At 65.7% G+C, this 24,517-nt stretch carries 22 protein-coding genes; 16 read left to right on the top strand and 6 right to left on the bottom strand.

Annotation, left to right across the window (positions count from 1 at the left end; genetic code table 11):
- The first annotated feature begins 52 nt into the window (after positions 1–52).
- Both AC0L27_RS20760 and AC0L27_RS20755 read left to right on the top strand, forming a co-directional pair.
- Positions 53–292 (top strand): DUF433 domain-containing protein, encoded by a 240-nt coding sequence (locus AC0L27_RS20760; RefSeq protein ID WP_354210688.1) that lies wholly within the window; start codon positions 53–55, stop codon positions 290–292.
- Entirely contained in the window at positions 289–654 is a 366-nt protein-coding gene (locus AC0L27_RS20755) for a DUF5615 family PIN-like protein (protein WP_354210689.1), read from the top strand. Before AC0L27_RS20760 ends, AC0L27_RS20755 begins: the two co-directional genes overlap by 4 nt.
- 3 nt (positions 655–657) lie before the next feature.
- On the opposite strand, the gene AC0L27_RS20750 is transcribed toward AC0L27_RS20755, so the two are convergent.
- On the bottom strand, positions 658–1,332 hold the full coding sequence (locus tag AC0L27_RS20750; RefSeq protein ID WP_007599026.1) for a Crp/Fnr family transcriptional regulator: 675 nt from the start codon (positions 1,330–1,332) through the stop codon (positions 658–660).
- A 234-nt stretch (positions 1,333–1,566) separates the two neighbouring features.
- Between AC0L27_RS20750 and AC0L27_RS20745 the strand changes: the two genes are divergently transcribed.
- Together AC0L27_RS20745 and AC0L27_RS20740 are read left to right on the top strand one after the other, a co-directional pair.
- Positions 1,567–3,657 (top strand): AsmA family protein, encoded by a 2,091-nt coding sequence (locus AC0L27_RS20745; protein WP_354210690.1) that lies wholly within the window; start codon positions 1,567–1,569, stop codon positions 3,655–3,657.
- 269 nt (positions 3,658–3,926) lie between these two features.
- Positions 3,927–6,377: an adenylate/guanylate cyclase domain-containing protein gene (locus AC0L27_RS20740; protein WP_275174389.1), complete on the top strand. Its 2,451-nt coding sequence runs from the start codon at positions 3,927–3,929 to the stop codon at positions 6,375–6,377.
- 280 nt (positions 6,378–6,657) lie between these two features.
- Here the strand turns inward: AC0L27_RS20740 and AC0L27_RS20735 are convergent, their stop codons facing one another.
- Together AC0L27_RS20735 and AC0L27_RS20730 are read right to left on the bottom strand one after the other, a co-directional pair.
- Positions 6,658–7,977 (bottom strand): Spy/CpxP family protein refolding chaperone, encoded by a 1,320-nt coding sequence (locus tag AC0L27_RS20735; protein ID WP_354210691.1) that lies wholly within the window; start codon positions 7,975–7,977, stop codon positions 6,658–6,660.
- Positions 7,978–8,071: 94 nt separating this feature from the next.
- Positions 8,072–9,115, bottom strand: a complete 1,044-nt coding sequence (locus AC0L27_RS20730; RefSeq protein WP_354210692.1) for a LysM peptidoglycan-binding domain-containing protein — start codon at positions 9,113–9,115, stop codon at positions 8,072–8,074.
- Positions 9,116–9,295: 180 nt separating this feature from the next.
- Here AC0L27_RS20730 and AC0L27_RS20725 point away from each other — a divergent pair, with 180 nt between their 5' ends.
- The 7 genes from AC0L27_RS20725 (at position 9,296) to AC0L27_RS20695 (ending at position 17,216) form a co-directional block, all read left to right on the top strand.
- Positions 9,296–9,997: a hypothetical protein gene (locus tag AC0L27_RS20725; RefSeq protein WP_354210693.1), complete on the top strand. Its 702-nt coding sequence runs from the start codon at positions 9,296–9,298 to the stop codon at positions 9,995–9,997.
- Between the two features lie 104 nt (positions 9,998–10,101).
- Complete coding sequence (locus tag AC0L27_RS20720) at positions 10,102–12,765, top strand: bifunctional diguanylate cyclase/phosphodiesterase (RefSeq protein WP_354063283.1); 2,664 nt, start codon at positions 10,102–10,104, stop codon at positions 12,763–12,765.
- Positions 12,766–12,979: 214 nt separating this feature from the next.
- Positions 12,980–13,939 (top strand): helix-turn-helix domain-containing protein, encoded by a 960-nt coding sequence (locus tag AC0L27_RS20715; protein ID WP_354210694.1) that lies wholly within the window; start codon positions 12,980–12,982, stop codon positions 13,937–13,939.
- Between the two features lie 98 nt (positions 13,940–14,037).
- Positions 14,038–14,328: a hypothetical protein gene (locus tag AC0L27_RS20710; protein WP_354210695.1), complete on the top strand. Its 291-nt coding sequence runs from the start codon at positions 14,038–14,040 to the stop codon at positions 14,326–14,328.
- Positions 14,329–14,431: 103 nt separating this feature from the next.
- On the top strand, positions 14,432–15,637 hold the full coding sequence (locus tag AC0L27_RS20705; RefSeq protein ID WP_354210696.1) for an NAD(P)/FAD-dependent oxidoreductase: 1,206 nt from the start codon (positions 14,432–14,434) through the stop codon (positions 15,635–15,637).
- Positions 15,638–15,731: 94 nt separating this feature from the next.
- Positions 15,732–16,649 carry an MBL fold metallo-hydrolase gene (locus tag AC0L27_RS20700; RefSeq protein WP_354210697.1) on the top strand — a complete coding sequence of 306 codons (918 nt, stop codon included), beginning with the start codon at positions 15,732–15,734 and terminating at the stop codon, positions 16,647–16,649.
- A gap of 207 nt (positions 16,650–16,856) precedes the next feature.
- The gene (locus AC0L27_RS20695; protein WP_473320174.1) at positions 16,857–17,216 is read left to right on the top strand and encodes a hypothetical protein; all 360 of its coding nucleotides are present in this window, start codon (positions 16,857–16,859) and stop codon (positions 17,214–17,216) included.
- Positions 17,217–17,288: 72 nt separating this feature from the next.
- Here AC0L27_RS20695 and AC0L27_RS20690 read toward each other — a convergent pair whose 3' ends face one another.
- Complete coding sequence (locus AC0L27_RS20690; protein WP_354063273.1) at positions 17,289–17,411, bottom strand: hypothetical protein; 123 nt, start codon at positions 17,409–17,411, stop codon at positions 17,289–17,291.
- A gap of 96 nt (positions 17,412–17,507) precedes the next feature.
- Positions 17,508–17,684 (bottom strand): hypothetical protein, encoded by a 177-nt coding sequence (locus AC0L27_RS20685; RefSeq protein ID WP_157642977.1) that lies wholly within the window; start codon positions 17,682–17,684, stop codon positions 17,508–17,510.
- Between the two features lie 142 nt (positions 17,685–17,826).
- On the opposite strand from AC0L27_RS20685, the gene AC0L27_RS20680 reads away from it, so the two are divergent.
- The 3 genes from AC0L27_RS20680 to AC0L27_RS20670 all read left to right on the top strand — a co-directional run bounded on the left by AC0L27_RS20680 (position 17,827) and on the right by AC0L27_RS20670 (position 20,309).
- Positions 17,827–17,958: a hypothetical protein gene (locus tag AC0L27_RS20680; protein WP_354063270.1), complete on the top strand. Its 132-nt coding sequence runs from the start codon at positions 17,827–17,829 to the stop codon at positions 17,956–17,958.
- A 122-nt stretch (positions 17,959–18,080) separates the two neighbouring features.
- Positions 18,081–19,205 carry a lactonase family protein gene (locus AC0L27_RS20675; protein WP_354210699.1) on the top strand — a complete coding sequence of 375 codons (1,125 nt, stop codon included), beginning with the start codon at positions 18,081–18,083 and terminating at the stop codon, positions 19,203–19,205.
- Between the two features lie 216 nt (positions 19,206–19,421).
- Positions 19,422–20,309 carry an efflux RND transporter periplasmic adaptor subunit gene (locus tag AC0L27_RS20670; protein ID WP_473320172.1) on the top strand — a complete coding sequence of 296 codons (888 nt, stop codon included), beginning with the start codon at positions 19,422–19,424 and terminating at the stop codon, positions 20,307–20,309.
- Positions 20,310–20,547: 238 nt separating this feature from the next.
- Here AC0L27_RS20670 and AC0L27_RS20665 read toward each other — a convergent pair whose 3' ends face one another.
- Positions 20,548–21,396, bottom strand: coding sequence for a caspase family protein (locus AC0L27_RS20665; RefSeq protein WP_275174404.1), 849 nt, complete (start codon positions 21,394–21,396; stop codon positions 20,548–20,550).
- A 426-nt stretch (positions 21,397–21,822) separates the two neighbouring features.
- Here AC0L27_RS20665 and AC0L27_RS20660 point away from each other — a divergent pair, with 426 nt between their 5' ends.
- Both AC0L27_RS20660 and AC0L27_RS20655 read left to right on the top strand, forming a co-directional pair.
- Positions 21,823–23,550, top strand: coding sequence for a hypothetical protein (locus tag AC0L27_RS20660; protein WP_473320170.1), 1,728 nt, complete (start codon positions 21,823–21,825; stop codon positions 23,548–23,550).
- A gap of 213 nt (positions 23,551–23,763) precedes the next feature.
- Positions 23,764–24,504 (top strand): thermonuclease family protein, encoded by a 741-nt coding sequence (locus AC0L27_RS20655; RefSeq protein WP_354210716.1) that lies wholly within the window; start codon positions 23,764–23,766, stop codon positions 24,502–24,504.
- Positions 24,505–24,517 lie beyond the last annotated feature (13 nt).

Here is a 24,517-nt window from a genome sequence, read left to right as displayed (position 1 = left end):
GCCGCCTCAGGGCACACTGGCGAAGGTCATCCGCAGGCGCTATGTTACTCGCATGACTTTATCGCGTATCACGATCGACCCGGCCATTTGCACCGGCAAGCCCTGCATTCGCGGGTTGCGGTTTCCGGTCGCACGGCTCCTCGGCCTGCTGGCAGCCGGTGAAACTCGCGAATCCGTTTTGAACGACTACCCGTATCTCGAACGCGAAGATATCGATGAGGCGTTGCGCTACGCGGCTTTCCTCGCAGAGGACGAAGCCGTCGAGCTGCATCCCGCCGCCCCAGCGAAGTGAAATTTCTCGTCGATATGCCGCTCTCGCCGGTGTTGTCACACTGGCTGACAGAGAGGGGGCATGATGCCGTCCACGCCTCTGAGATAGGCCTTCATGCCGCGAGCGATGTCGAGATCATCGATCGCGCCAGGAGGGAGGTGCGCACGGTCGTCACGGCAGACCTCGACTACCCTCGCCTCATTGCAACCGCGGGCAACGATAGCCCCGGCCTCATTCTGTTCCGAGGCGGCGACTGGACAGAGGCGGGCGTCCGAACCCGACTGGCAGAGGTTTTATCCGCCCTGACCGAGGATGAGATACAGGGCAGCATCACTACCATCGACCGGGATCGCGTCCGCCGGCGCAGACTCCCGATCACCTAACTCCTACTCGTTGCGCGCGATCGCCGTCAGCTTGGTCATGTTCCGCAGCAGGATGCGGCCGCGCTGGAGATCGAGGATCGCTTCCTTGCGCCAGGCCTGAAGCTGGCGGTTGACGCTCTCGCGGGCGGCGCCGACGAAGACGCCAAGTTGCTCCTGCGAGATGTGCACCTCCGAGCCGAAATCGGCGGCGAGCGCGCAGAGGCGCCGCGCGAGGCGAACCGGCAGTGGCTGGAGCATGGACTCTTCCATGCGTTCGCTCTGCCAGCGGATGCGCTGGCACAGCAGCGCGATGATCTTGATCCCGACCTTCGGCTCGCGTTCGAGGAACGCCAGAAAGTCTTCGCGCCGCAGCACGAACAGCTCGCTGGCTTCGCCCGCGGTCGCGTCCGCAGTGCGGCTCTGGCCGTCCAGCACCGCAACTTCCCCGAACAGGTCGCCGGGCCCCATGAAGTTCAGCGTCAGCCGGCTGCCGTCGGAGGCGCCGGTTTCGATGCGGACCTGGCCTCGGCGCACGCCGAACAGCGCATCGCCCGCGTCGCCCTTCTGGAATAGCACCTCGCCGTTCCCCAGATGCTGGGTGTGGCAGAGATTCGCCAGCCGCTGGAGCTCGTCTGCGCCGAGATCGGCGAACATCGCATTCATCTTGAGGATGACCGCAAATTCGGCCTGCTTGCTCATTTCAATGTCCTTGTGAATTTGGTTGGCAAATCGCTTGGAACCATCGACATCAGGATCGCGTAAAACCGCGCCGGGGAAGTGTGCCATAAGTCACATAACTTTGCAGCACCCCCAGACTATTTTTACGTACTTGGAGCCGCTTCCCGTCCCGGGATAAACTCAGGCGCAAAGGACGGTGCAAATGACGGTCATGTGCCGGATTCGACGCCGATCGTTCGCCGCTGGAAAGTCGACATGAGAGCCGTGAAATTCGCCGGCGCGGCGGTGGCCGCCGTCGTCATCGTGATCGCACTCCTGCTGGTGGTCGGGATCCCCTCGGGCTTCCTGACATCGACGATTGCCTCGCGGGTCGAGAGCGCGACCGGTTATCGCCTGTCGATCGACGGCACGACCCGAATCAGCCTGTGGCCGACGCTGAACGTGACGCTGAACGACCTCACGCTTGCCGACCCCAAGGACCGCAGCGGCATCACGCGCCTGACCATCGACAGCGTGCAGGCCGACATGTCGCTCTCGAGCGTCTGGTCGGGCCGCCCGAAGATCAGCGAACTCGTCGTCACCCATCCCGTGTTCTACCAGCCACTGCTGCGCGAGCGCCTGCCGAATGCCGGCGGCACGTCGAAGCCGATCGCGCTCGATACCGATGGCGCCGCCATCGATCGCATCAAGGTCACCGATGGCGAGGTCGCATTCGCACGCGTGCGGGATCGCGTCGAGAACCGCATCAGCGCCATCAATGCCGATGCGATCGTCGGCCGCGACCGCAAGATCAACATCACCGGCACCGCACGGGTCGGCGAGCATCCGACCAAGTTCGACATCAAGGCCACCACGCCGGCGCCGCCGGCCGACCGGCCGACCATTCCGGTGGATTTCGCCATCGACATGCCGGACGTGCTGAAGTCCCGGCTCGCAGGTCATGCCGAGATGCGGCTGAGCGGCGATGTGGTGATGATCAACGGCGTGAGCGGCACGCTCGGCGATGGTGCGTTCAACGGCTGGGCCTCGGTCGATATCGCGAGCAAGCCTCTGGTCAAGGTCGATCTCGACTTCCAGCGGCTCGCGATCCCGCTGGCGAAATCGCCGGAAGGCGCGTCCGGGCAGCCCTGGAGCGATGCGCCGATCGACGTGTCCGGGCTCAACTATGTCGATGCGCAAATCAGGATCTCCGCGCACGAGGCGGTGATCGGCGATGCACGCCTCGCGCCGCTGGCGGTCGATGCAAAGCTCGCCGGCGGCGTGCTGAAGGCCGGCAGCGCCAATCTCGGCGCCTATGGCGGCCAGGTCACGGGCGAATTGATCCTGGATGCGACCAGCGGCGCGCCGAGCTTTGCCATGCATTCCGACCTCGCCGGCGTGCGGGCGCTGCCGCTGCTGCAGGGCCTTGCCGAATTCGACCGGATCGACGGCAAGCTGCAGGCCAAGCTCGCGCTGCGCAGCGCCGGCACCAGCCAGCGCGCGCTGATGGCGAACATGCAGGGCACCGCCTTCGTCAATTTCCAGGACGGCGCCATTCGCGGCATCAACGTCGCACAGATGATCCGCTCGCTGACCTCGGGCACGCTGTCCGGCTGGCAGGCAAACCAGGACAACAGTCGGGAGCAGAGCACGGATTTGTCGCAGCTCTCGGCGTCGTTCCGGATCGACAAGGGCCAGGCGGTGACCACTGATCTCAATTTGACCGGACCGCTGGTCCGCGTGACCGGCGCCGGCACGATCGCCCTCGACACCAAGATGATGGGCTTTCGTGTCGAGCCGAAGCTGGTGATGACGACCGAGGGCCAGGGCCGCGCCGCCGAGCCGGTCGGCTTCGGCATTCCTGTGATGATCCAGGGCACCTGGTCGCAGCCGCGGATCTATCCCGACATGGCCGGCATGCTGGACAATCCGGACGCCGCCTATGCCAAGCTGCGCGAAATGGGCAAGGGACTGTTCGGCGCTGACGGGGCCGGGCTCGGCAACATCTTGGGCAGCCTTGGTCTCGGAGGGACCACCGCGCCAGGTGGCGGCAATGCGGCCGGCAATGCCAATCCGCAAACCCAGCAGCCGGGACAGAACAATTTGCTCGGCGGCCCCCTGGGCGAGGCGCTCGGCAATTTGATCCAGCAGGGACTTTCCAGTGGCGCGGGAAACGGCACTGGGACGGCCACTGGGAGCGCCCCCGGCACCGGCACTGCCACCGGCCGCAGCCGCAGCCTGCCTGCAGCGCCATCCACATTGATGCCGCAAGCCTCGCCGGCGTCCCCCGGCCTGGAGGACCCGCCGGCGGCGCAGCAGGACAGCCAGCCGATGAATGACGTGCTGCGGCAGCTCTTTAATCGATGATTGCAGGACCAAAGCGCTGGACTCCAAGCCCTCCCTTGCCAAGCCATCCCCTTACCTCGGCTGGCCCGGCCGCGGCTTCCCCCAAACGGATGAGACTCCGACAATTCACCATCCTTCCGCCTGCCCCAACGTCCACAGCGGGTAACCCCGGCCGGTCACGCGGCCCCGACCAGTCCCTTCACAGTCCCTTGGACCAAATTGTGCTAGAAGGCTCGCAGGGTCCGTACGGCCCGTAGCGCCGGCGCCGATGGCGGCGCGAGAGGATCGGGATGGCAGGAGCGAACGACAAGACACGGTTTCTGCGCGAGGGTCTGTTCGCCAAATACGTCGTCTCTCTCGTCGGCCTCGTCGTGTTCGTGCTCGCCGTCAACGGCGCGATGGAGACCTGGATCTCCTACCGCGCCACCAAGACCCAGCTGACCGACGGTCTCGAGGACAAGGCGCAGGCTGCCGCGCGGCGGATCGAGCAGTCGATCTCGGAGCTCGAGCGCCAGATCAGCTGGGTGACGCGGGCGAGCCAGGACACGCTCGAGAAGCGCCGCGCCGACTACGCCCAGCTGCTGCACCAGGTCTCGGTCGTCAACCAGCTGTTCCAGCTCAACGGCGACGGCCGCGAGGTGCTCCGCGTCTCGCGTCAGTCGACCACGACCGGCAGCAATGCCGACCTCTCCCGCGACATGCGCTTCACCGACACCGTCACCCGCGGCGTCAGCTACGCGCCGGCCTGGTTCTCCGACCGAACGCCGTTCATGTCGATCTCGGTGGCGCATTCCGGCTTCAACGCCGGCGTCACCGTGGCCGAGCTCGATCTCAGCTTTCTCTCCGAGTACCTCTCCGACACCCAGGTCGGCAAGGCGGCCTTCGCCTATGTGGTCGATCCGCGCGGCCGCGTGCTGGCGACGTCCTCGAAAGGGCCCGAGATCGGCAAGGACCTCTCGAAGCTGCCGCAGGTTGCGGCCGCGGTCGCACCGGGCCACGAACCCGACAGTTCGGGCACCGACTTCAACGGCCATGCGGTGATGAGCGCGGCGAGCACCGTGCCGAAGCTCGGCTGGAGCGTGATGTTCGAGCAGCCGGCCACACAGGCCCTGATGCCGATCCGCGATCAGCTGGTGCGCATCGCGCTGCTGATCGGCATGGGCCTGCTGGTCGCGATCCTTGCCGGCACGCTTCTGGCGCGCCGCATGATCATTCCGATCACCGCGCTGCGTGACGGCGCGCACAAGCTTGGCGAGGGCGATTTCAGCCATCGCATCGAGGTGCACACCTCGGACGAGCTGGAAGATCTCGCCGGCCAGTTCAATCGCATGGCCGGCCAGATCCAGGAGACCTATTCGGACCTGGAGACCAAGGTCGAGGAGCGCACCCGCGATCTCGCGCAGTCGATCAACGAGCTCAAGGTGCTGGAGGAGGTCGGCCGCGCGGTCGCCGCCTCGCTCGATCTCAACGCCGTGCTGCCGACGATCGCCGCGCGCGCGATCGAGATCACCCATGCCGACGCCGTGCTGATCTACGGCTATGACGCGCAGGCGCGCCGGTTCAATCTGGTCGAGGCCAACGGCATCGACAAATCCGCCGACGGCGCCCATGTCACCATCGACGAAGGCGAGAATATCCTGAGCGATGCGGCCGGGAGCGGCGAGCCGATCGTGATTGCCGATCTCGACCAGGCCTCCGAGCAGCCGCTGCGCGACGTCGCGATCGATGCCGGCTTCCATTCGGTGCTGGTGGTGCCGCTGGTGGACCAGCAGGGCACGCTCGGCTCGCTGGTGGTGCTGCGCCGCGCCAGCGGCGAGTTCGCCCCAAGCATCATCGGCCTGATGCGCACCTTCGCCAACCAGGCCGTGCTGGCGATGCGCAATGCGCGGCTGTTCACCGAGGTCGACCACAAGGGCCGCGAGCTCGCGGCTGCGCACGAAACCGTGCAGCAGCAGGCCGCGAAGCTTCAGGAGCAGACCGAGCAGCTGCGCAACTGGAACCGCTCGCTGGAAGAGCGGGTCGAGAAACAGTTGGGCGAGATCGGCCGCATCAAGCGGCTCGAACGTTTCCTCGCGCCGCAGGTCGCGCAGCTGATCGCCTCGTCCGACGGCCACGACGCGCTGCTCGACAGCCACCGCCGCGAGGTCACCGTCGTGTTCTGCGATTTGCGCGGCTTCACCTCGTTCACGGAGGCGACCGAGCCGGAGGAGGCGATGAATGTGCTGCGCGAATATCACGCCGCGCTTGGCGAGCTGATCCACCGCTATGAAGGCACGCTCGACCGCTTTGCCGGCGACGGCGTGATGATCCTGTTCAACGCGCCGATTCAATTCGCCGACCACACCAAGCGCGCGGTGAAGATGGCGGTCGAGATGCGCGATGTCATTGGCCAATTGACCGAGAAGTGGAAGAACCGCGGCCATTCGCTCGGCTTCGGCGTCGGTGTCGCCATGGGCTACGCCACGCTCGGCCAGATCGGCTTCGAGCAGCGGCTCGAATATGCCGCGATCGGCAGCGTCACCAATCTCTCCTCCCGCCTCTGCGACGAAGCCAAGGCCGGCCAGGTCGTCGTCAGCCGCCGCGTCTACGGCATGGTCGAGCCCTGGGTCGAAGCCCGCGCGCTCGACGATCTCGTGCTCAAGGGTTTTAACCACCCCGTGCTCGCGATGGAGATTCTGTCGTGGCGCGAGGAGGTGGAGAACGTAGTGGATGCCGCCGCGGCGGCAAGGCGAAGAGGGTAGCCCAAACAAAAAAGTACGAAAACAACCCCATGCACAGTAGCCGGGGGCTGCAAGATCAATGGGTTACGCGGGTGCCGAAAATGGCCGGAAGCGGTTTGACTCGTCGGGCAAAACACCGGCAGGATGGCAGCATCCCCACGAACCACATCTCTCGTCCTCGCGACTAACGATCGCCTCCGCATCGAAGCGAAAGTCCGGATAGAGACGATCGTCGGCCGCGTGCCGAGCCGCGACATTTTCCGCCTGCAAGGACATGAAGTTCGACTGGGCCTGCGGGTGATTACACCCCGCGCTTCGACCCCATCGCCTCGAACCCCGCCTTCTGCTCGTCGCTCAGATCGGCCTCGAAATCGTCGAGCGCGTCGCTGACGCCGTTCACGGCTTGCAGCATCGTCTCGAGCCGCACCTTTACAGCGGAAAGACGGGCCTGCGGTGTCGGTGCTGCCTGTGATGGACAGGCGCTCAGCGTTTCCATGGTGCGCAGCGTGGTGTCCTGGAGCACGTCGAGGCGGGCGCGGCCGGTGTCGTCGAGCTTGAGCGTTGAGGCGATCTCGGCCGCGGGCCATTGCTGCTGAATGAGCTGCTCGTATTGGCGCTGCAGCTTCTCGTCGTAGCGGGGATCGCTATTCGCCTGGCAGGCCGATGTCGCCTGGGGATTCTTTTGCTGGATCGCTGCGAGCGCGGCGCGGCGATCGTTGGCCAAGCCATCGAGCTTGGCCTTCTGGTCGTCGTCGAGAAGATCAACGAATTTTGCGAGCGGCGGCGCGACGGCGTCCGTTGCCTTGATCATGGCCTCGATGCGCTCGCGCATCAGGCCGAGGCGCTCCATGGCCGTCGCCGGGACCTGCGTTGGACAGGCGGCGCGGATGGTGTCGCGCGCAGATAGCCATGCGGTCGCGAGCTCGTCGAGCGCGACGCGCTGCAATTCATTCGGCTGCAGGGCAGCGGCGATGCGATCGACCGGCAGGCCGCCAGTGTCGCTAGCATCGCAGACCGTCTCCGCGGTCGGGACTCGCCGTCCGCGCCGGCCGTGCGGCGCGGTGTAGGCGGCAAGCTCGGTGGCCGCATAGGGCGCGAAGATCGCGGCATAGATGTCGCCATAGCCATAGAGCGAGAGGCTGGTCGCATCGCCGAGGATGATTGCGGTGGTGAGATCGTCATGCGCGAACGGCCAGAACACCGGGCCTACCCAGCCGTAGCTGCCGTCGGGGTGGCGCCACCAGCCCTGCGGACGGCGGCCGCCATGCCAGCCCGACAGCGCGGCCTGCGCCGTCATCGCGGCACGCATGACGTAGGGATTGGCAGGCTGCCCTCGTTCAACACCGCGAGGATCTTGCGACCTCAACGCTGCGGAGCGATATCGGCCGCCCCGCACCGCCATCCGGGCATGGCGCAGGCGCGACATGCCGATCATGTGGCCGACGGCAAAGCGCGCGACACCGAGCGGGCCGCCGCGGAAGCCGAACTGCGCCTCGGCCCGACCTGGCAACAGCGCCGCCAGAATCACGAGGGTTGCGCCTGATAGCGCCAGCCCCAAGCGTGATCTCGACTTGACCACTGACCTGTCCACCTTGGCCCTCCTCCGGCGCCAAGCGCGCATCGCGTCGCATCACAACGACGCGCGAGGGAACCAAATGTTCCGGAAGCGCACAGGGCAAAGCGTCGCAACGCGCACCGGCAGAGCCGATGCGGTGTCACTCCGTCTTCTGCGGCACCACGAAGGTCTGGCCGGGATAGATCAGATTGGGATTGTGAATCTTGGCGCGGTTGGCGTTGTAGATCACGGCAAAGCGGGCGCCGTCGCCATAAGCGAGCCGGCTGAGCGCCCACAGGCTGTCGCCGCGGGAGATCACCCGGCTGCCGCCTGCTTCCGCCGGTGCACCGCCGACGATTTCCGCCGGTGAGGCCGATGCAACGGTCGTGGCCGCGGGAGCCCGCGCCATCACCCTGGGTTTCGCTGCGCCCATCACTCGGGGCCGGGCCGCGGGCCTGTCCGATACCGATGCCACGACGTCCGACTTGTCGTCAGGCTTGTCGGCCTTCGCCTCTTGTTTGGCCTCCTGTTTCGCCTCTTGCCTCGCGACCGGTGCAGGGCGCGCGGGGGGCGGCGCGGCTTCGGCGATCGTCACCGGCATGCTGCGGCCGGATTGCGTAACGGTGCCGTCAGGCGATTTCGCCCGCAGGGTCAGCTCATAGGAACCGGCGGGAAGCTGCGGCGGCATCATCACGAACTGGCCCGAGGCATCCGCCACCACCGTGTCGAGCGGCTTGCCGTCGCGCAACAGCTCGACCTTGGCGCCCGGCGTCGCCCGGCCCGCGATCACCGCCGCCTCGCCGTGATCGTCGACGCGGGCGACATCGAAACGGGGGCCGGTATCGGCAACCGCCGGCGGCGGCTTGACCGGTGCGAGATCGGCAAGTGCAGCCGTGACCTGCTTTTGCGTCTCGGCCAGCGCACCGGCCTTCGGCTCAGGGGCGGGGGACGCGGCCGGCGCCGGCGGCGCGTTTGCGGCGAGCTTGGGCTCTTCCGGCTTGAGTTCCGGTTTGGGTTCGACCTTGGCCTCAACCTTGGCCTCAACCTTGGGTTCGACCTTGGCCTCCGGCTTGGCGGCGACCACGCTGTCGGTCTTCGCCCCGTTCGGCAGCAGGCGACGCAGCTCGTTGGGGCCGACCACCAGCACGGCACCGCCCACCGCGAGCAGACAGAATGCAATGAAGGCCTTGGATGCGGTCACCATCGGAAACGAACCTTGATCAGGAAGAACCTTGCAAATCAATCTAGCCGGCAAGTTGCGCCGTTTTGGCCACGGCAGCAAGACGGTCGATAGGATGATGAGCCGGCACGGGGATGAACCGACGCACCCCCGCCGGTGTCAAATGCTCAAGGCCGCATCGCGGCATTTTCTTGGGAATTGTCCGTGAACGCATTTTTCCGTCCCGCACAATGGCCTGTTGGGCTCGTGCTTGCCCTCACACTGGCCGCAACTCCGGGGCTCGCCGCTTCCAGCCCGCCGCCGGAGTACATCCTCACCGACAATGCCGATCTCGCCTTCACCTCGCCCGACGGCGCCACCAGGATTGAGCAGTACATGAAGGACGGCGGAGATTTCGAAGTCAAATGGCAGGTTTGGGCGAGGCGTGGTGAACAGATGACGGAGCTGAAGCCCGAGCAGGGCTACGGGGCCAGATTCCGCTTCACGCCCGACTCGCAATGGCTGCTCCGGATGCAGAAGACCGGTTCCGGCGAGCAGGATCTCTATCTCTATCATGTCGAGAAGGGCGCCTTCGTCAGCGCGACGAAGACCTCGCTCAGCGATTTGGCCTGGGCCTATTTCCACAGCCGGCCGGACACAAGGAAGATGAAGCTCGACTACCACATCTCGGCCAATCTCGTAAAAGGCACCGAAGAGGCCTATCGCGGGCTCGGCGTGCACTGGCCCGACAACCGTTACCTCGTGATCTCGCTGTCAGGCGAAATGGACAAGCACCCGAAGAACGTCGCCGTGAAGGGATTGGCCGACTGGCGCTGCCGCTATGATCTCAAGACCGGGACCTTCGACGTGCCGGCGATGTTCGCGAAGGCAAATGCAGAAGCGCTGAGATGGGAGATCCGACGCTGAGGGAACCAACCCTCTGATTCCGTTCCGATTCATGCTTTCCTAACCCTCGCTGGTAACTGGCTCTTGTCAGTTTTGCTGCATCTTGCATCCCACGGGAGGGCTGCATGGGCACATCGATCCGGTGGAGCGCGCGCATGCGCGCGTCGCTGCGCCGTTGGCGCGGCGCGCCACTGACATGGCTGATCGCAGGCGGTTTCGTGCTAATGGCCGCAATGGCGATCGGCACCGCGCTCACCGTCGACCGCTTCCGGCAGAATGCCATCGAAGGCGGCCGCGACAGCCTGGAGAGCGCGGTCCGGTTGCTTGCCCGCCATTTCGACCGCGAGTTCGAAGACTTCGCGGTGCTGCAGAAGAGCATCATCGCCGAGCTCGAAAGCCACGGCATCGAATCCGCCGACGTCTTCCGCAGCGAGATGGGCACGCTCGCCGTGCACGAGGTGCTGCGCGCCAAAGCCAGCGGCTGGTCGGACGTTGCCGGCGCCAATGTGTTCGACGCCAAGGGCGTGCTGATCAACTCGTCGCGGCGCTGGCCGGTCGCCGATGTCTCGGTCGCCGACCGCGGCTATTTCAATCGCCTCAAGAACGATCCGGCTTCGCAGGAAGAGGTCGAGGTGGTGCCCGGACGGTTGGGCAGCGGACCGGCGATCGTGTTCGCGCGCCGCGTCTCCGGCCCCCACGGCGAATTCCTTGGGCTGGTCTCGCGCGCGATCACGCCGGACCAGCTCGAATCCTTCTTCGCCTCGAGCGGGCTCGGCGAGGAATCCTCGATCGCGATGCACCACCAGAACGGCCAGTTGCTCGCGCGCATTCCGCACGTCGACGCGATGATCGGGCAGAACTTCCGCAACGGCACGCGCGAGCAGATGGCGGTGTTCGAGCGCACCTTCGTCACGACCCAGCTCGCAAGCCCGATCGACGGCAAGGACCGCATCGTCGCCGCTCGCCTCCTGACCGGCGAGCCGCTGGTGGTGGTCGCGACCAAGTCGCTGGATGCGACGCTGGCGACATGGCACACCCAAACGAAATTCTTCGTGACCGTCGCCGTGCTGTCGATCGGCCTGCTCGTGCTGACGCTCTATTTGATCTTCCGACTGATGACGCGCAGGCTCGCCGTGGAGAAGCAGCAGCTCGACACCGCGATGAACACGATGACGCAGGGCCTCCTGATGTTCGACCAGGATGAGCGACTGATCGTCTGCAACCGGCGCTACATCGAGATGTACGGACTATCGGCCGACGTGGTGAAGCCCGGCGCGTATTTCCGCGACGTGATCCAGCATCGCCACGACACGGGCTCGTTCCACGGCGACGTCGATTCCTATTGCGACGGCATTTTGGGCAATGCCGGGCAGACGCAGAGTACGATCGTCGAGACCTCCGATGGCCGCCTGATCGAGATCAAGAACCAGCCCGGCGCCGCCGGCGGCTGGCTCGCGACCCATGACGACGTCACCGAGCGCATTCGCGCCGACGAGCGCATCGCGCATATGGCGCATTACGACGCGCTGACCGACCTGCCCAACCGCGTGCTGATGCGCGGCCATCTGGAGCGGCGCGTCGCGGAGCTTGCCCAGGGCAAGCCGTTCGCGATCCTCTATATCGACGTCGACGAGTTCAAGGGCGTCAACGATTCGCTGGGACACGAGGTCGGCGACGAGCTGCTGCGCCAGGTCGCGAACCGCCTGCGAGCCTGCATCAGCGGCAACGACATGGTGGCACGGTTGGGCGGCGACGAATTCGCCATCGTCAAGGCCGGCACCCGCGATGAGGCCGAGCTGACGGCGCTGGCCGAGCAGATCCTGAAGGCGCTGCGCGCGCCCGTAAACTACAATGGCCAGGAAATCCCGACCGGTGCCAGCATCGGCATCGCGATCGCGCCCGACCACGGCGACAATCTCGACGATCTGCTCAAGCGCGCGGATCTCGCGATGTATGCGGCGAAATCCGAGGGCCGCCGCACCTTCCGCGTCTTCGCGCCCGAATACGACGCCAAGGCGCGGCTGCGCCGCCAGCTTGAGTTCGATCTGCGGCAGGCGCTGCCCCGCGGCGAGTTCGAGGTGCACTACCAGCCGCTGGTCGATCTCGCGGCCAATGTCGTCACCGGCTGCGAAGCGCTGCTGCGCTGGCACCATCCGGAGCGCGGCATGGTCTCGCCCGCCGACTTCATCCCGGTCGCGGAAGAGACCGGATTGATCGGCGAGATCGGCGAATGGGTGCTGAGGCAGGCCTGCCTCGAGGCAGCCTCCTGGCCCGGCCAGATCCAGATCGCGGTCAACGTCTCACCGGTGCAGTTCCGCTCGCGGACGCTGGCGCTGAAGGTCGCCGCCGCGCTCGCCGAGTCGGGTCTCGCGCCCGGACGGCTCGAGCTCGAGATCACCGAGACCGTCCTGATCCGCGACGACCAGGAGGCGCTGACGATCCTGCAGCAGCTGCGCGAGCTCGGCGTGCGCATCGCGCTGGACGATTTCGGCACCGGCTATTCGTCGCTGAGCTACCTGCATCGTTTCCCGTTCGACAAGATCAAGATCGACCGCAGCTTCATCAGCGACATCGGCCAGTCCGAGGATTCGTCGCCGATCGTGCAGGCGGTGGTGCACATGGCCGCCGCCCGTCACATGGCGACGACCGCGGAAGGCGTCGAGACCGAAGCCCAGCGCGAAGTGCTGCTCCAGCTCGGATGCAGCCAGATGCAGGGCTGGCTGTTCAGCCCTGCCGTGCCGGCGGCGAAACTGAAGCAGCTGTTGCTGGCACAGGCAGTGGCGGCTTAGCCGCGCACTGCCGCACGCTTTGGCATAAAGCATTTCCCTCCACTCCCGCCCGCCGTGCGTTCGCGAAAGCGCCGGCCGGCTTGGAGCAGGATCAGACAAAGCATGGCGGGTTCAGGAAATACGCCCGGCAATCGCGGCGCCTAGAACACGCGCCGTTCCGTACAAACACGGGACGACTGATCGAAACCCCGAGCTGATCAGGAGGCGCCACACCATGACCGGGAACACCGCACTCATGCGCAATCCCTCGCACAAGGGCTTGCCGCCCGCACCCGACGCACAGCCTGACGACCGCTCGACGTGCGAGCGGCGCGCCGCCGACGCGGAGATGGCGCGCGTGCTCAGGACCGAGCCGTTGCGCATGGCGCTCGACTCCTCCGGTGCCGGTATCGCGCACTGGAAGCATGATGCGCTGCACGACGTCGTCGAGCCCATGCGCCACCACGTGATCATGGCGCATAAAGGCGTGATGCAACGCATGGAGCGGCGGTCGGGAAAATCGATCGCAATCGGCACGTTTCGTCCGGGGGTCGTGAACATCGTTCCGGAAGGGTCGAGCTCCCGATGGGACATTCCGAAGCCCGTCGACGTCGTGCAGCTTTACCTTCCGGACGCAACGCTGCAGCGCGTCGCCGGCGAGGCCGGGACCGCCGGGCCCGCCGAATTGATGGAGCGAACAGCGCATCCCGACACAATCACGTCCCGACTGCTCCTGAGCGCGGCGGATTCGCTGGCGGGCCATGGCGTGCTTGATACGCTGTTCCGGCATCAGCTCACGGATCTTCTGGCCACGCGCCTTTTGGCTGCGCATGCGGGATCGCCGAGCACGTTCCAGCCGACCATGGGCGGGCTGGCGCCGAAGGTCCTGCTCCGTGCGATCGAACGATTGCGCTCCGATGGCGAAGCGGACGTCTCGCTCGATGCGCTGGCATCCGATGCCGGTCTGTCGCGCTTTCATTTCTGCCGGTCCTTCAAGGAGAGCACCGGGCTGTCGCCGCATGCCTGGCTGCGCCAGCACCGGCTCGAGCAGGCCATGAAGATGCTGCGGGAGAGCGACGAATCGATCGTCTCGGTCGCCGCCGCGCTTGGCTACTCCTCGCAGACCGCCTTCGCCGCGGCATTCAAGAAGCTGACGGGCGAGACGCCGAGCGATTGGCGCAGGCGCATGCGTTAGCAGCAATCTCTCGACAGCGACGGCAATCGCGCTGGGGCAACGGCAAATCGGGTCAGCTACATCGTCTCCATGTCCAGACCAATCGAGGGAGACCAAAGATGACCTGGAAAAACTCCGTCAGCCGACGGTTGATCTCATCACGCCAACGAAGCCTCGCGACCGCGACCTTGTACGGACTCTCGCTGGCCGTTCGCTTCACGTCGGCGACCGGCGAAGAAGTGGAAATTCCGGCCTACACCATGCACCCGGCACAGCCGCCCGTTTCCATCATGATCCGCAATGGCCCCGGTCTTCCCTATCAGGACTGGGGTCGAAATGAGCTTCAGCCCGTCGTCCTAGGTTACGGCCAGCGACCGAATTCGCTGCAGGCACGCTGCATCGCGCCCTAAGGCCAGCGATCCAACCCACCCCACGCGCCGACGCCGGACGCTGCCCTCCACGCAGCAGCGCGGTCGCGCGCGGTCTTTCGAACAGCAACCAAGGAGAAAATCCATGCGACTCGTCATCATCGGGGCCGGCTTCGCCGGCATGTACGCCGCCCTTTCCGCAGCCCGGCTGCGCGACATCAGGGGCGCCTCGCCGCAGGATCTGCAGATCGCGCTCGTCTCACCGGAGCCGACGCTGGTGGTCCGTCCGCGACTCTACGAGTCGAAGCCGGAAACCCTGACGGCCCCGCTGCTCGACGTCCTCGAGGCGATCGACGTCGATTACATCCAGGGTAGCGCCGAGACGATCAACACCGAGGCCAGAACGGTGCAGATCACGCCCGCGAAAGGCCCGCGCAAGACGCTGTCCTACGACCGCCTCGTCGTGACCACCGGCAGCCGGCTGTTCCGTCCGAACATTCCGGGCCTCGCCGAGCACGGCTTCAGCGTCGATTCGCTCGACGATGCCGTTGCGCTCGACAAGCATCTGCATGGCCTCGCGAAGCGGCCCGCCGCGAACGGACGCGACACGGTCGTCGTCGCCGGCGGCGGCTTCACCGGGATCGAAGCGGCCACCGAAATGCCGACGCGGCTGCGCGAAATCCTGGGCACCGACGCCAAGACTCGCGTCGTCATCGTCGAGCGCAACACTGCGATCGCACCCGACATGGGCGCTGGCCCCCGCCCCGTCATCGAGGAAGCCCTGCGCAAGGTTGGCGTAGAGACATGGCTCGGCGCCGGCGTCGCCGCGCTCGACGCGGCCGGCGTCACCCTGTCCAGCGGTGAACACATCGAAACCGAGACGGTGATCTGGGCAGCGGGCATTCGTGCGGCGCCTCTGACCGCGCAGATTCCCGCCGAGCGCGACAATTTCGGACGGTTGCTGGTCGATCGCTGCTTGCAGGTGCCAGGCGTTCAGGGTGTCTTCGCGGCCGGCGACGCAGCACGCGCCGCCTGCGACGACGAGGGCAATTACGCACTGATGTCGTGCCAGCACGCCACGCGGATGGGCGCCTTTGCCGGCAACAATGCCGCGGCCGAATTGCTCGGCGTTCCGACCAGGCCCTATCACCAGAAGGCCTACGTCACCTGCCTCGACCTCGGCGAAGCCGGCGCGCTGTTCACACGCGGATGGGAGCGCAAGGTCGAGCTGGTCGGCGACGTCGCCAAGAAGACCAAGCGTGAGATCAACACCGTCTGGATCTATCCGCCGAAGGCGGAGCGCGCCCTGGCGCTCGCGTCGGCCGATCCGGAACGGGTGACCAGCCTCTAACCCACCAAGCGATCACGGCCGCGCTCTCCCCCGGCGGCGCAGCCCGTTCAACAGGACCAGCCGGAAGCCTCAACCCTCGAACAGGAAGACCAACATGAATCTGCACAACACCTCATTTCCCGTGTCGTCGGGACCCGAAGAGCTCGTTCCGTCGCGCTACGCGCTGAAGATCGGCGAGATCGACGTGCTGGTGGTCAGCGACGGCGTGCTGCCGCTGCCGACCAAGATGCTCGCGCACAACGCCGACCCGGCGGTGCGGGCGACCTGGCTGCACGACATGTTCCTGCCGCAGGACGCTTTCGACTGGGCACTGAACGCCGTCATGGTCCGCAGCGCCGGCAAGACCATCCTCATCGACGCCGGACTGGGCTCGGACCCGAACCTGAACTTGCCGCGCGCCGGGCAGTTGATCAGGCGACTGGCGGTCGCCGGCATCGATCTCGCGGCGGTGACCGATCTGGTGCTGACCCATCTGCACATGGACCACATTGGCGGCCTGCTGGTCGACGGCGTGAAGGAGCAGCTGCGCAAGGACCTGCGGATCCACGTCGCCGCCGCCGAGGTCAAGTTCTGGGAACAGCCTGATTTCTCCCGCACCGCCATGCCGGAAGGGTTTCCGGACGCGCTTCGATCGACCGCCAAGCAGTTCCTGAAGGAGTACGGCCCTCAGCTGCGGCTGTTCGATGACGAGCACGAGATTGCGCCTGGCGTCGTCGCCCGTCGCACCGGCGGTCACACCCCCGGACACAGCGTGGTTCGCATGGCGGCCGGCGACGACGCGCTGACATTCGCCGGTGATGCCGTGTTTGCCGTCGGGTTCGAACAACCCGACTGGCACAACGGTTTCGAGCACGACCCCGAGGAAGCGGTGCGCGTTCGCATCCGTCTGTTGCGACAGCTTGCCGAGACCGGCGAGATGCTGGTGGCGACGCACCTGCCGTTCCCGTCCCTGGGCCGCGTGGCAGCCGACGGCGACGCCTTTCGTTGGGTGCCGGTGTTCTGGGACTACTGACCGCTTGCCGGGTGAGAGCTGAAGCAGGGCGCGGACTCGTGGCACCGATGAGTTCGCGCCCTTGAAAATAGGATCAAACATCGACCCTCGCGGTTGCCCCGCTGAGACGGCTGGAACCCGATCGGCGGGCGCCAGCCGGCATTGTGTCACGTGCAGCGGGCGGCTGTTCGTCTGCGCTCGTGCGCGCACGAGATCGAGCGAGGCGATATGGCGATCCCGGCATTCAGGATGATCACTCTCGTAGCGGTTGCTGCCATGATCGGCCCATCCGTGCAGGCCCGCGACGACGGTCGCTACGCGAACTCTCCCCTCAAGGGCTGGTTCGAGAGCCTGCGCAGCAAGGGCGGCGGTCCCTGCTGTGCCGACGCCGACGGCACGGCGCTGGACGATGTCGACTGGGACACGAGAGATGGACATTATCGCGTCCGACTTCTGGGCGACTGGATCGAGGTACCCGACGACACCGTGATCACCGAGCCGAACCGCGCCGGCCGCACCATGGTCTGGCCGTACTACATCAACGGCCGCGCCATGATTCGCTGCTTCATGCCCGGCAGCATGACTTGAAATTTTGACTTCTGATGTCCCCGGGCTCGGCGCAGCATGCGATGATGCGCCGTTGAAGCGGCCGGCGTGGGTTCACTTCACTTGCTTGGCCGCGTGGATCTCGACGAACTCGGAGTCGGGATGGGCGACGATGGTGGCGAACATGATGCCGCTGATGATCAGCGACCAGGCGGTGTTCCAATAAATCCAAAACACGTGCCAGCCTCCGTTTCGATCTGCTCCGCCCGCGGGATCAGGGTAACGGCAAGGCGAGGTTGCCGTTCCCAATGCGCGGGCGGCCCGGGCGAGGTGCTATTTTGGTTTGGTCGGCGCGGAGTTGGGATCGGTTTGGCCGGTGTGGCGCTTTGCCACGACGTCCTCATCGCGCTCGCCCTGACGCGGGCGCGGCGGCGACTTGGGCTGGCCGGCCTGACCGCCATGCTTGCCGCCCATGTCGGGCTTACCTTCAAGATCGTTTTCACGGGGCATGCCGGTTCAATGCGCTCGCGCGGCATTGGTTCGCTTCGCCTGTGAACGAGTTCATAGGATCGCCGCGATTTGCAGTGCACGATCGCCAGGCGCGCCGCCCCCGGGGAGCATTCTCATCCATATGACTGACGGATTCGGCCTGATGCGGAAACGACTCGTCGCCTGGACGATCCTGACCTGCGCGCTGCTCGCGGTCACCGTGTGGACCGTGCTCGGGCCGCCCGACACCCCGCCGGGGCCCCATCTGCCCTCCCGCACGGCGGCAATCCGCTAGACGTCCGACCGATACCATTTCGGCATCGATCGATCCCAATTGGAATTTGGTGCGGCGGGGCGGCTGCCGCTATCCTCGCCGGCAAAACGACAAATGCCGCACCGGCATCCAGGAGGGACCCCATGTTGAGACCGACCCGACGCATCGCATCCGGCGTACCCCGCGCCGCGATCGCCACCACGCTTGCTTTCCTCACCCTCATTTCTGGAGTCCGCGCCGGCATGGCCGACACCTTCGCCTACATCGGCAACGCCGACAGCAACGACATCAGCGTGTTCAAGATGGCCGAGAGCGGCGAGATGACGCCCGTGCAGACGGCCGCCTTCACCGGCGTCGAAAAGCCCGGCTCCTCGACGCCGCTCGCGATCACGCCCGATCATCGCGTGCTGATCGCCGGCGTTCGCTCGCAGCCGTTTCTCGCGGTGAGCTTTGCGATCGATCCGAAGACGGGCCAGCTCAGCCATATCGGCAACGGCCCGCTCGCCGACAGCATGGCCTATATCGCCTTCGACCGCGGCGGCAAATTCCTGCTCAGCGCCTCCTATGGCGGCAACAAGGTCGCGCTGAATCCGCTGCTTGCCAACGGCGTCGTGGGCGAGCCGAAGCAGGTGATCCCGACCGGGCTGAACGCGCACGCCGTCCTGCCCTCGCCCGACAACCGCTTCGCGTTCGCGACCAATCTCGGCTCCGACCAGATCCTGGCCTTCACGTTCGATGCCACGACCGGTACGCTCACGCCGAGCGATCCGCCGGCTCACAAGGTGCCGGAGAAATCGGGGCCTCGGCATTTCGTGTTCCACCCCAACGGCAAGTTCATCTACCTCCTCCACGAACTGAACGGCGACGTCGCGGCGTTCGCCTATGAGGCGAAAGGCGGCGCATTGGACGAGATCCAGCGCACCACCGCGCTGCCGGAAGGCTTTTCGGGAAAGCCCTGGGCCGCCGACATCCACGTCACCCCCGACGGCCGTTTCCTCTACGCCTCCGAGCGCACCACCAGCACGCTCACCGCCTACAAGATCGATGCGACAACCGGCAAGCTGACCACGATCGGCAGCGTGCCGACCGAGAAGCAACCGCGCGGCTTTCATATCGATCCCGGCGGGCGCTATCTCGCCGCGGTCGGCGAGCTCTCCGACAGCATGACCGTCTATGCCATCGACCAAAGCAGCGGCGCGCTGACCAAGCTGAAATCCTACGCCACCGGCAAGAAGCCGAACTGGGTGGAGTTCTTGAGCCTGCCGTGAGGGGGCCGATACCTCCTCGTCGTCATGGCCGGGCCGGGCATGACGAGTTGATTGGGCGGCGACCACCGGCGAACCTCTTTGCTTGTGCGGCGACTAATTCAACGGGCGGCATCGCGCCGCCCGTGCTGCTGCGGCATTCTCATCCGGCCGGCCCATGGTCCGCCGCAATTGCTTCTGCTAACGATGAGGCCGTCAAGGCCCCAACCGGAATGACCCATGCGTTCATTGCCTGCGCGTTCTGTTTCCAGACATCTCGTTGCGCTCACCGGACTGCTGTTGCTGTCCGCCCAGCCCGCTGCCGCCGCCGATGACGACGCGCCCAAGGGGCCGGCGGTCACGGTGCTGAAGGTCGCAAAATCCTGTTTCTCCGACATCGTCGAGGGCACCGGCACCATCATCGCGCGCGAGGCAAGCTCGGTGCGGCCGGAGCGGCCCGGCCTGAAGGTGACGGAGGTGCTGGCGGAAGCCGGCGACACCGCCGCCGCAGGCCAAGTGCTGGCGCGGCTGGCGCTGCCCGAGGGCGGCACGCTTCAGGTCACCGCGCCCGTGGCGGGTGTGATCGCGACGTCGACCGCGCAGATCGGCAACCTCGCCTCCGCCAAAGGCGAGGCGCTGTTCACGATCGTGGCGCGCAGCGAGTACGATCTCGTCGCCCTGGTCGCGACCAGCGATATGCGCAAGCTCGCGGTCAACCAGGTGGCGACCGTGCGCATCGCCGGCGCCGGCGATATCGACGGCAAGGTGCGCCGCATCGGCCCGACGGTCGAGCCGAACATCCAGCAGGGCATGGTCTATATCGGCATTTCCTCACAGAAGCGGCTGTTGCTGAATGCGAGCGGCCGCGCGCTGATCAAGTCCGGGCAGAGCTGCAACGTCGCGGTGCCGCTGACCTCGGTGCAATATTCCTCCGCCGGCACCGTCGTGCAGGTGATCCGCCGCAACCGCGTCGAGACCAAGCGTGTCGAGGTCGGGCTGATGTCGGGCGGCAATATCGAGATCCGCGACGGCCTCAATGAAGGCGATATCGTCGTCGCCCGCGCCGGCGCGCTGCTGCGCGAAGGCGATCCGGTGCGCACCGTGATGGCCGCGGAAGCGGCGAAGTAATCTCTACGATCGTCATTGCGAGGAGCAAAGCGACGAAGCAATCCAGGATCTTTCCGCGGGAAGATTCTGGATTTCTTCGCTGCGCTCGCAATGACGATGTGATTGCAGATGTGCGCTGAGCACGTAGGTCGTAGGGTGGATTAGCCGAAGGCGTAATCCACCTATTTGCTTTCCACGCTGACGAGAGAGAGGTGGTGGATTACGCTTCGCTAATCCACCCTACCAGCGCTAAGAAAAACTAGCCGCCGGCTTCGCCGAAATGGACGTCCTCGAGCAGCGAGGAAGAGACGGACGGGACCTGGTCGCCTTCGCTGGCGCGGGAGATGGCAAGGCGGGTCTTGTTGAAGACGCTCTCGGCGCTGCCCTGCGCATTGAGGTTGTTGAGGAACTCGCTGACCAGCACGCTGTGCTCGCCCTTGCCGTCGTCGACGACCTTGCCGGGCGAAGCCGAGGAGAGGATCAGCGCATTGTCGGTCGCGCTGATCGGCGCGAGGCCGTGGCTGTAGGACCGGAAACGGCGCTCGTAGGGGTTGCGGCGGGAGGCGTCGACCACGACGAGCTTGGCCTTGGCGCCCTGCTCCTTCATCATGTCGAGAACGCCCTCGATGGAGATGCCCTGGCGGCGGACGTCGTTTTCCTTCCAGATCGCGGCATCGACCGGCAGCATGTAGCTCTCGCGGCCGGCCTGCACTCCGTAGCCGCCGAAGAACAGCATGACGACGGTGTCGCGCTTGATCCGGGACTTCAGGCGATTGACCGCGCGGACCATGTCGTCCTTGGTCGCGTCTTCCACCATGTCGACGTCAAAACCGTTCTTGCGCAGCGACGAGGACAGCGCGCGGGCGTCGTTGATCGACTGCGTCAGCGGCGCGGTGGCGTCGGGGTAATGTCCATTGCCGATGACGAGGGCGAGACGCGAGGCCTGGCCGATCGAGCCGGTGACCTGGTCGGTCGAAACGGCCTTGGCGGCATCGAGCGCCCGCATGTTGAGGGCAGCATGGGCGCCGATCACGAGCGAGACCGTCCCGATGAGGGCTGCGGCCACCGCGATCGTGCGTCGGGAAATGTCGAGCTGCGTTACATTCATCTCGCGTCATTCCTGTCAGTGCCAAAGACCAGCCAAGCACGCGCACACTGTTTGAGTAGCGCGATAGCGTCTTTGGGTTTGAGGGATTGGCCGGGGGTGTGCCCCCGAATTGCGCGCAATTTGCGGCGCCGCACCAAACAAACCCTTAACCGGATATCGCCTCCCCCGCAATAGATCGCCGAAAATTTGAGCTAAGTCTCTGTAATCATGATCTAATTTTGACCGCCCAATGTGTGATTTTTTTGCGTCCCCGTAGCCTTCCGGAGCCTGATTATGCAGGCTTCGTGCCGGCTTTTTCTGTGACCATCACCACATTTGTATTTCCTGCGAATCCGGGTAGCTTTTTCAACGACTTGCAGGGGGTGGCGCGCGGCTGGGAGCGTGCCGGCCGGCGCCCTCGGCCAAATTCCCGCGACCAGGTATTTCATGAGCTTTCAATATTTTGCCGGCGCCGCCTGCCGGGCGCTGACGGCGCGGAAGGACGGCCCCTCGCTTTACGACGTTTGCGATCCCGTATTGGCCGTTGCGGCCAGCGGCGATCCGCATCTGGCCAAGTTCTACAAGACCGCGCTCGGCAATCCCGCATTGCGGGTGCTGCTGCGCCGGGCCGGACTGCCCGAGCTGCGCGACGAAGGGAAGCTGGCCCGGCTGCGCCAGGCGCTGGTGCGCGCCCGCGACGAAGCCGAGCCCGATTGGGCGGCGGTCGGCCAGCCCGTCGCCGATCTCGTCGACAGCATCGCGCTGGATCATCCCAAGCCGCCGCCGGCCATGTTCACCGGCGCCACGCCGCGACAATCGCAGATCGACGGCGTGATCCGCGACTGTGCGCAGCATCTGCTGGGCTCGTACCGCAAGAATGGCTTTCTGCCGACCTACGCCGCGTTCAACCTGATCGGCGATCCCGATTTCCGTGGCCGCGAACTGACCATGGCGCTCACGGGTCTCAACGCGCGCGGCTACAAGAACTCCTCGCTGCTGTTCAACCTCGCCCGTGTCTTCATCGCGCGATCGCCGGCGCGCGCCGTCGTCAATCCGCCCTGGCGAGGGATTGCCGAACCGATGTGGGAGCCGGTGCAGATCCGGCACCGCTCGGCCTATTACGACGCGTTCTTCATCGAGGCGCTGTTGAGTTACGTCGAGACCGGCCTCGCCTCGCTCGCCGACAAGATGGCGGCGGAACGCGCGGTCGCGGACATGGTCGATTTCTGTGTCAACATCAGCCGCGAAGAGGTCGAGGGCATCGACAGGGCGCGGTTCAACGTCATCACCGCGCTCGCGCCCGCACCGCATCCGCGCTTCTCCCGCTACTTCGCCCAGATCAAGCAGGACCTCGGCTTCGGCGTCTACGTGCCGGATTGCGACACCACGGCGTGCTCGATCTCCGCGGCGACGCAGGCCGGCTGCACCGATCCAATCCTCGACCAGCCGCTGCTGGATTTCTATGCAGGCTATCAGGTGCGCGCCGGCGTCAACGAGCCGCGCGTGACCGTGCCGATCAACGACAATATCGACTATGAGGGCGGGGTTGCGACCTGGATCGACAACCTCAAGGGCGAGCGGCCCTATGGCAACGATCTCGATCCGACGCTCAATCTCGACATTCTCGAGGTCAGCTTTCGCAACCTCGCGCGCTGGAAAGTATTAGAGACGCCGGCGCGGCTTGCCACCGTTCATCGCATCATCGGCTTCCAGAAGCGGCTGGCGGCGAGCGGCACCTTCGCCAATCCGCGCTCGCACATCTATTATCTGCCGGAGCTCTACAGCGCCTATTTCGGCCGCTGCTACGCCGCCTTCCTGGCGCTGCCGCTGGCGGCGCAGGCCGTCATCGATCCCGACGGCGATTTCGATTTCATCCGCCACCGCGTGCTCTCCTACGTCAAGGGCGAGCTGATGGCCGCCGAGATGAACGTGTTCGACGCAGCGCTCACCCTGATCGCGCTCGGCCATCTCGGCGCCGATCCGCGCGCCTTTGCGCCGGCGCTGAACGTGATCGTCGCGAGCCTGGGCGAAGGCGGCCGCCGCGGCCCGTTCCGCGCCTATGAATGGAACAAGATGAAGACGCCGACGCGGATTTTGGTCGGCGGTCCGGAGGTCACGTCGGCGTTCGTGCTGATGGGGCTGGCGGTGGCCAAGCGGGCGATGACGCGGGGATAGGTTAGGTAGGGTGGGTTAGCGAAGCGTAACCCACCACTTCTGCCGCCGTGGAGGCGAAAGAGGTGGGTTACGCCTTCGGCTAACCCACCCTACAAAAACTTCGCTCGATGACAGTAAGTTGAAAGCCCAACTGCCTTGCATATGCTGGCCGGGCGGACAAAAGCCGACCACAATTGCGCGGTCTATCGCAATTTCCATCACACGCGGACCGGCATGTTGCGAAAATTCCTGATTGCGCTGTCATTGCTTGGCTTCTCCTTGCCGGGCTTGCCGTCGCCGGCTGAGGCCGCCGACATCACCGGCACCGCAAAGGTTCGCGCCGGCGACGCGGTGGTGATCGGCAACACGCGGATCAGGCTCGGCGGCATCGACGCGCCCGCGGTCGACCAGCTCTGCCTCAACAACAAGGGCGAGCGCTGGACCTGCGGCATCGCGGCCCGCGACGAGCTCGCCAAATACGCCGACGGCAAGAGCTGGGTCTGCCATGCGAGGTCGATCGACCGGCGCGGCCGCACCGTGGCGCGCTGCGATGTCGACGGCGAGGACATCCAGAAATGGCTGGTGCACACAGGCTGGGCGCTGGCCTACACCCGGATGTCGCACGACTATGAGGCGGACGAGAAGGCCGCACGGGAGGCCAAGGCCGGCATGTGGCAGGGCGCCTTCATCGCGCCCTGGGACTGGCGCGTGCGCAACAAGAAGACCACCATCCTCGGCGCCACCAAGCCGCCCGACGGAGCGCATGCGATCCTGCTCGCTTCGGCCTCGGGCCCGGTCGCGCCCTCGCCGGACTGCACCATCAAGGGCAACGTCAACACCGCCGGCGAGTGCATCTATCACCAGCCGACCAGCCGTTGGTACACCCAGATCAAGATGAAGATCAGCAAGGGCACGCGCTGGTTCTGCTCGGTGGAGGAAGCCGAAGCTGCGGGCTGCCGCGAGACTAAGAGATAGCCCACGTCAGACC

The sequence above is a fragment of the Bradyrhizobium sp. Ken51 genome (genome assembly GCF_055807435.1).
Note: the sequence above shows the minus strand (reverse complement) of the source record. Positions and strands in the feature narration are given on the sequence as shown.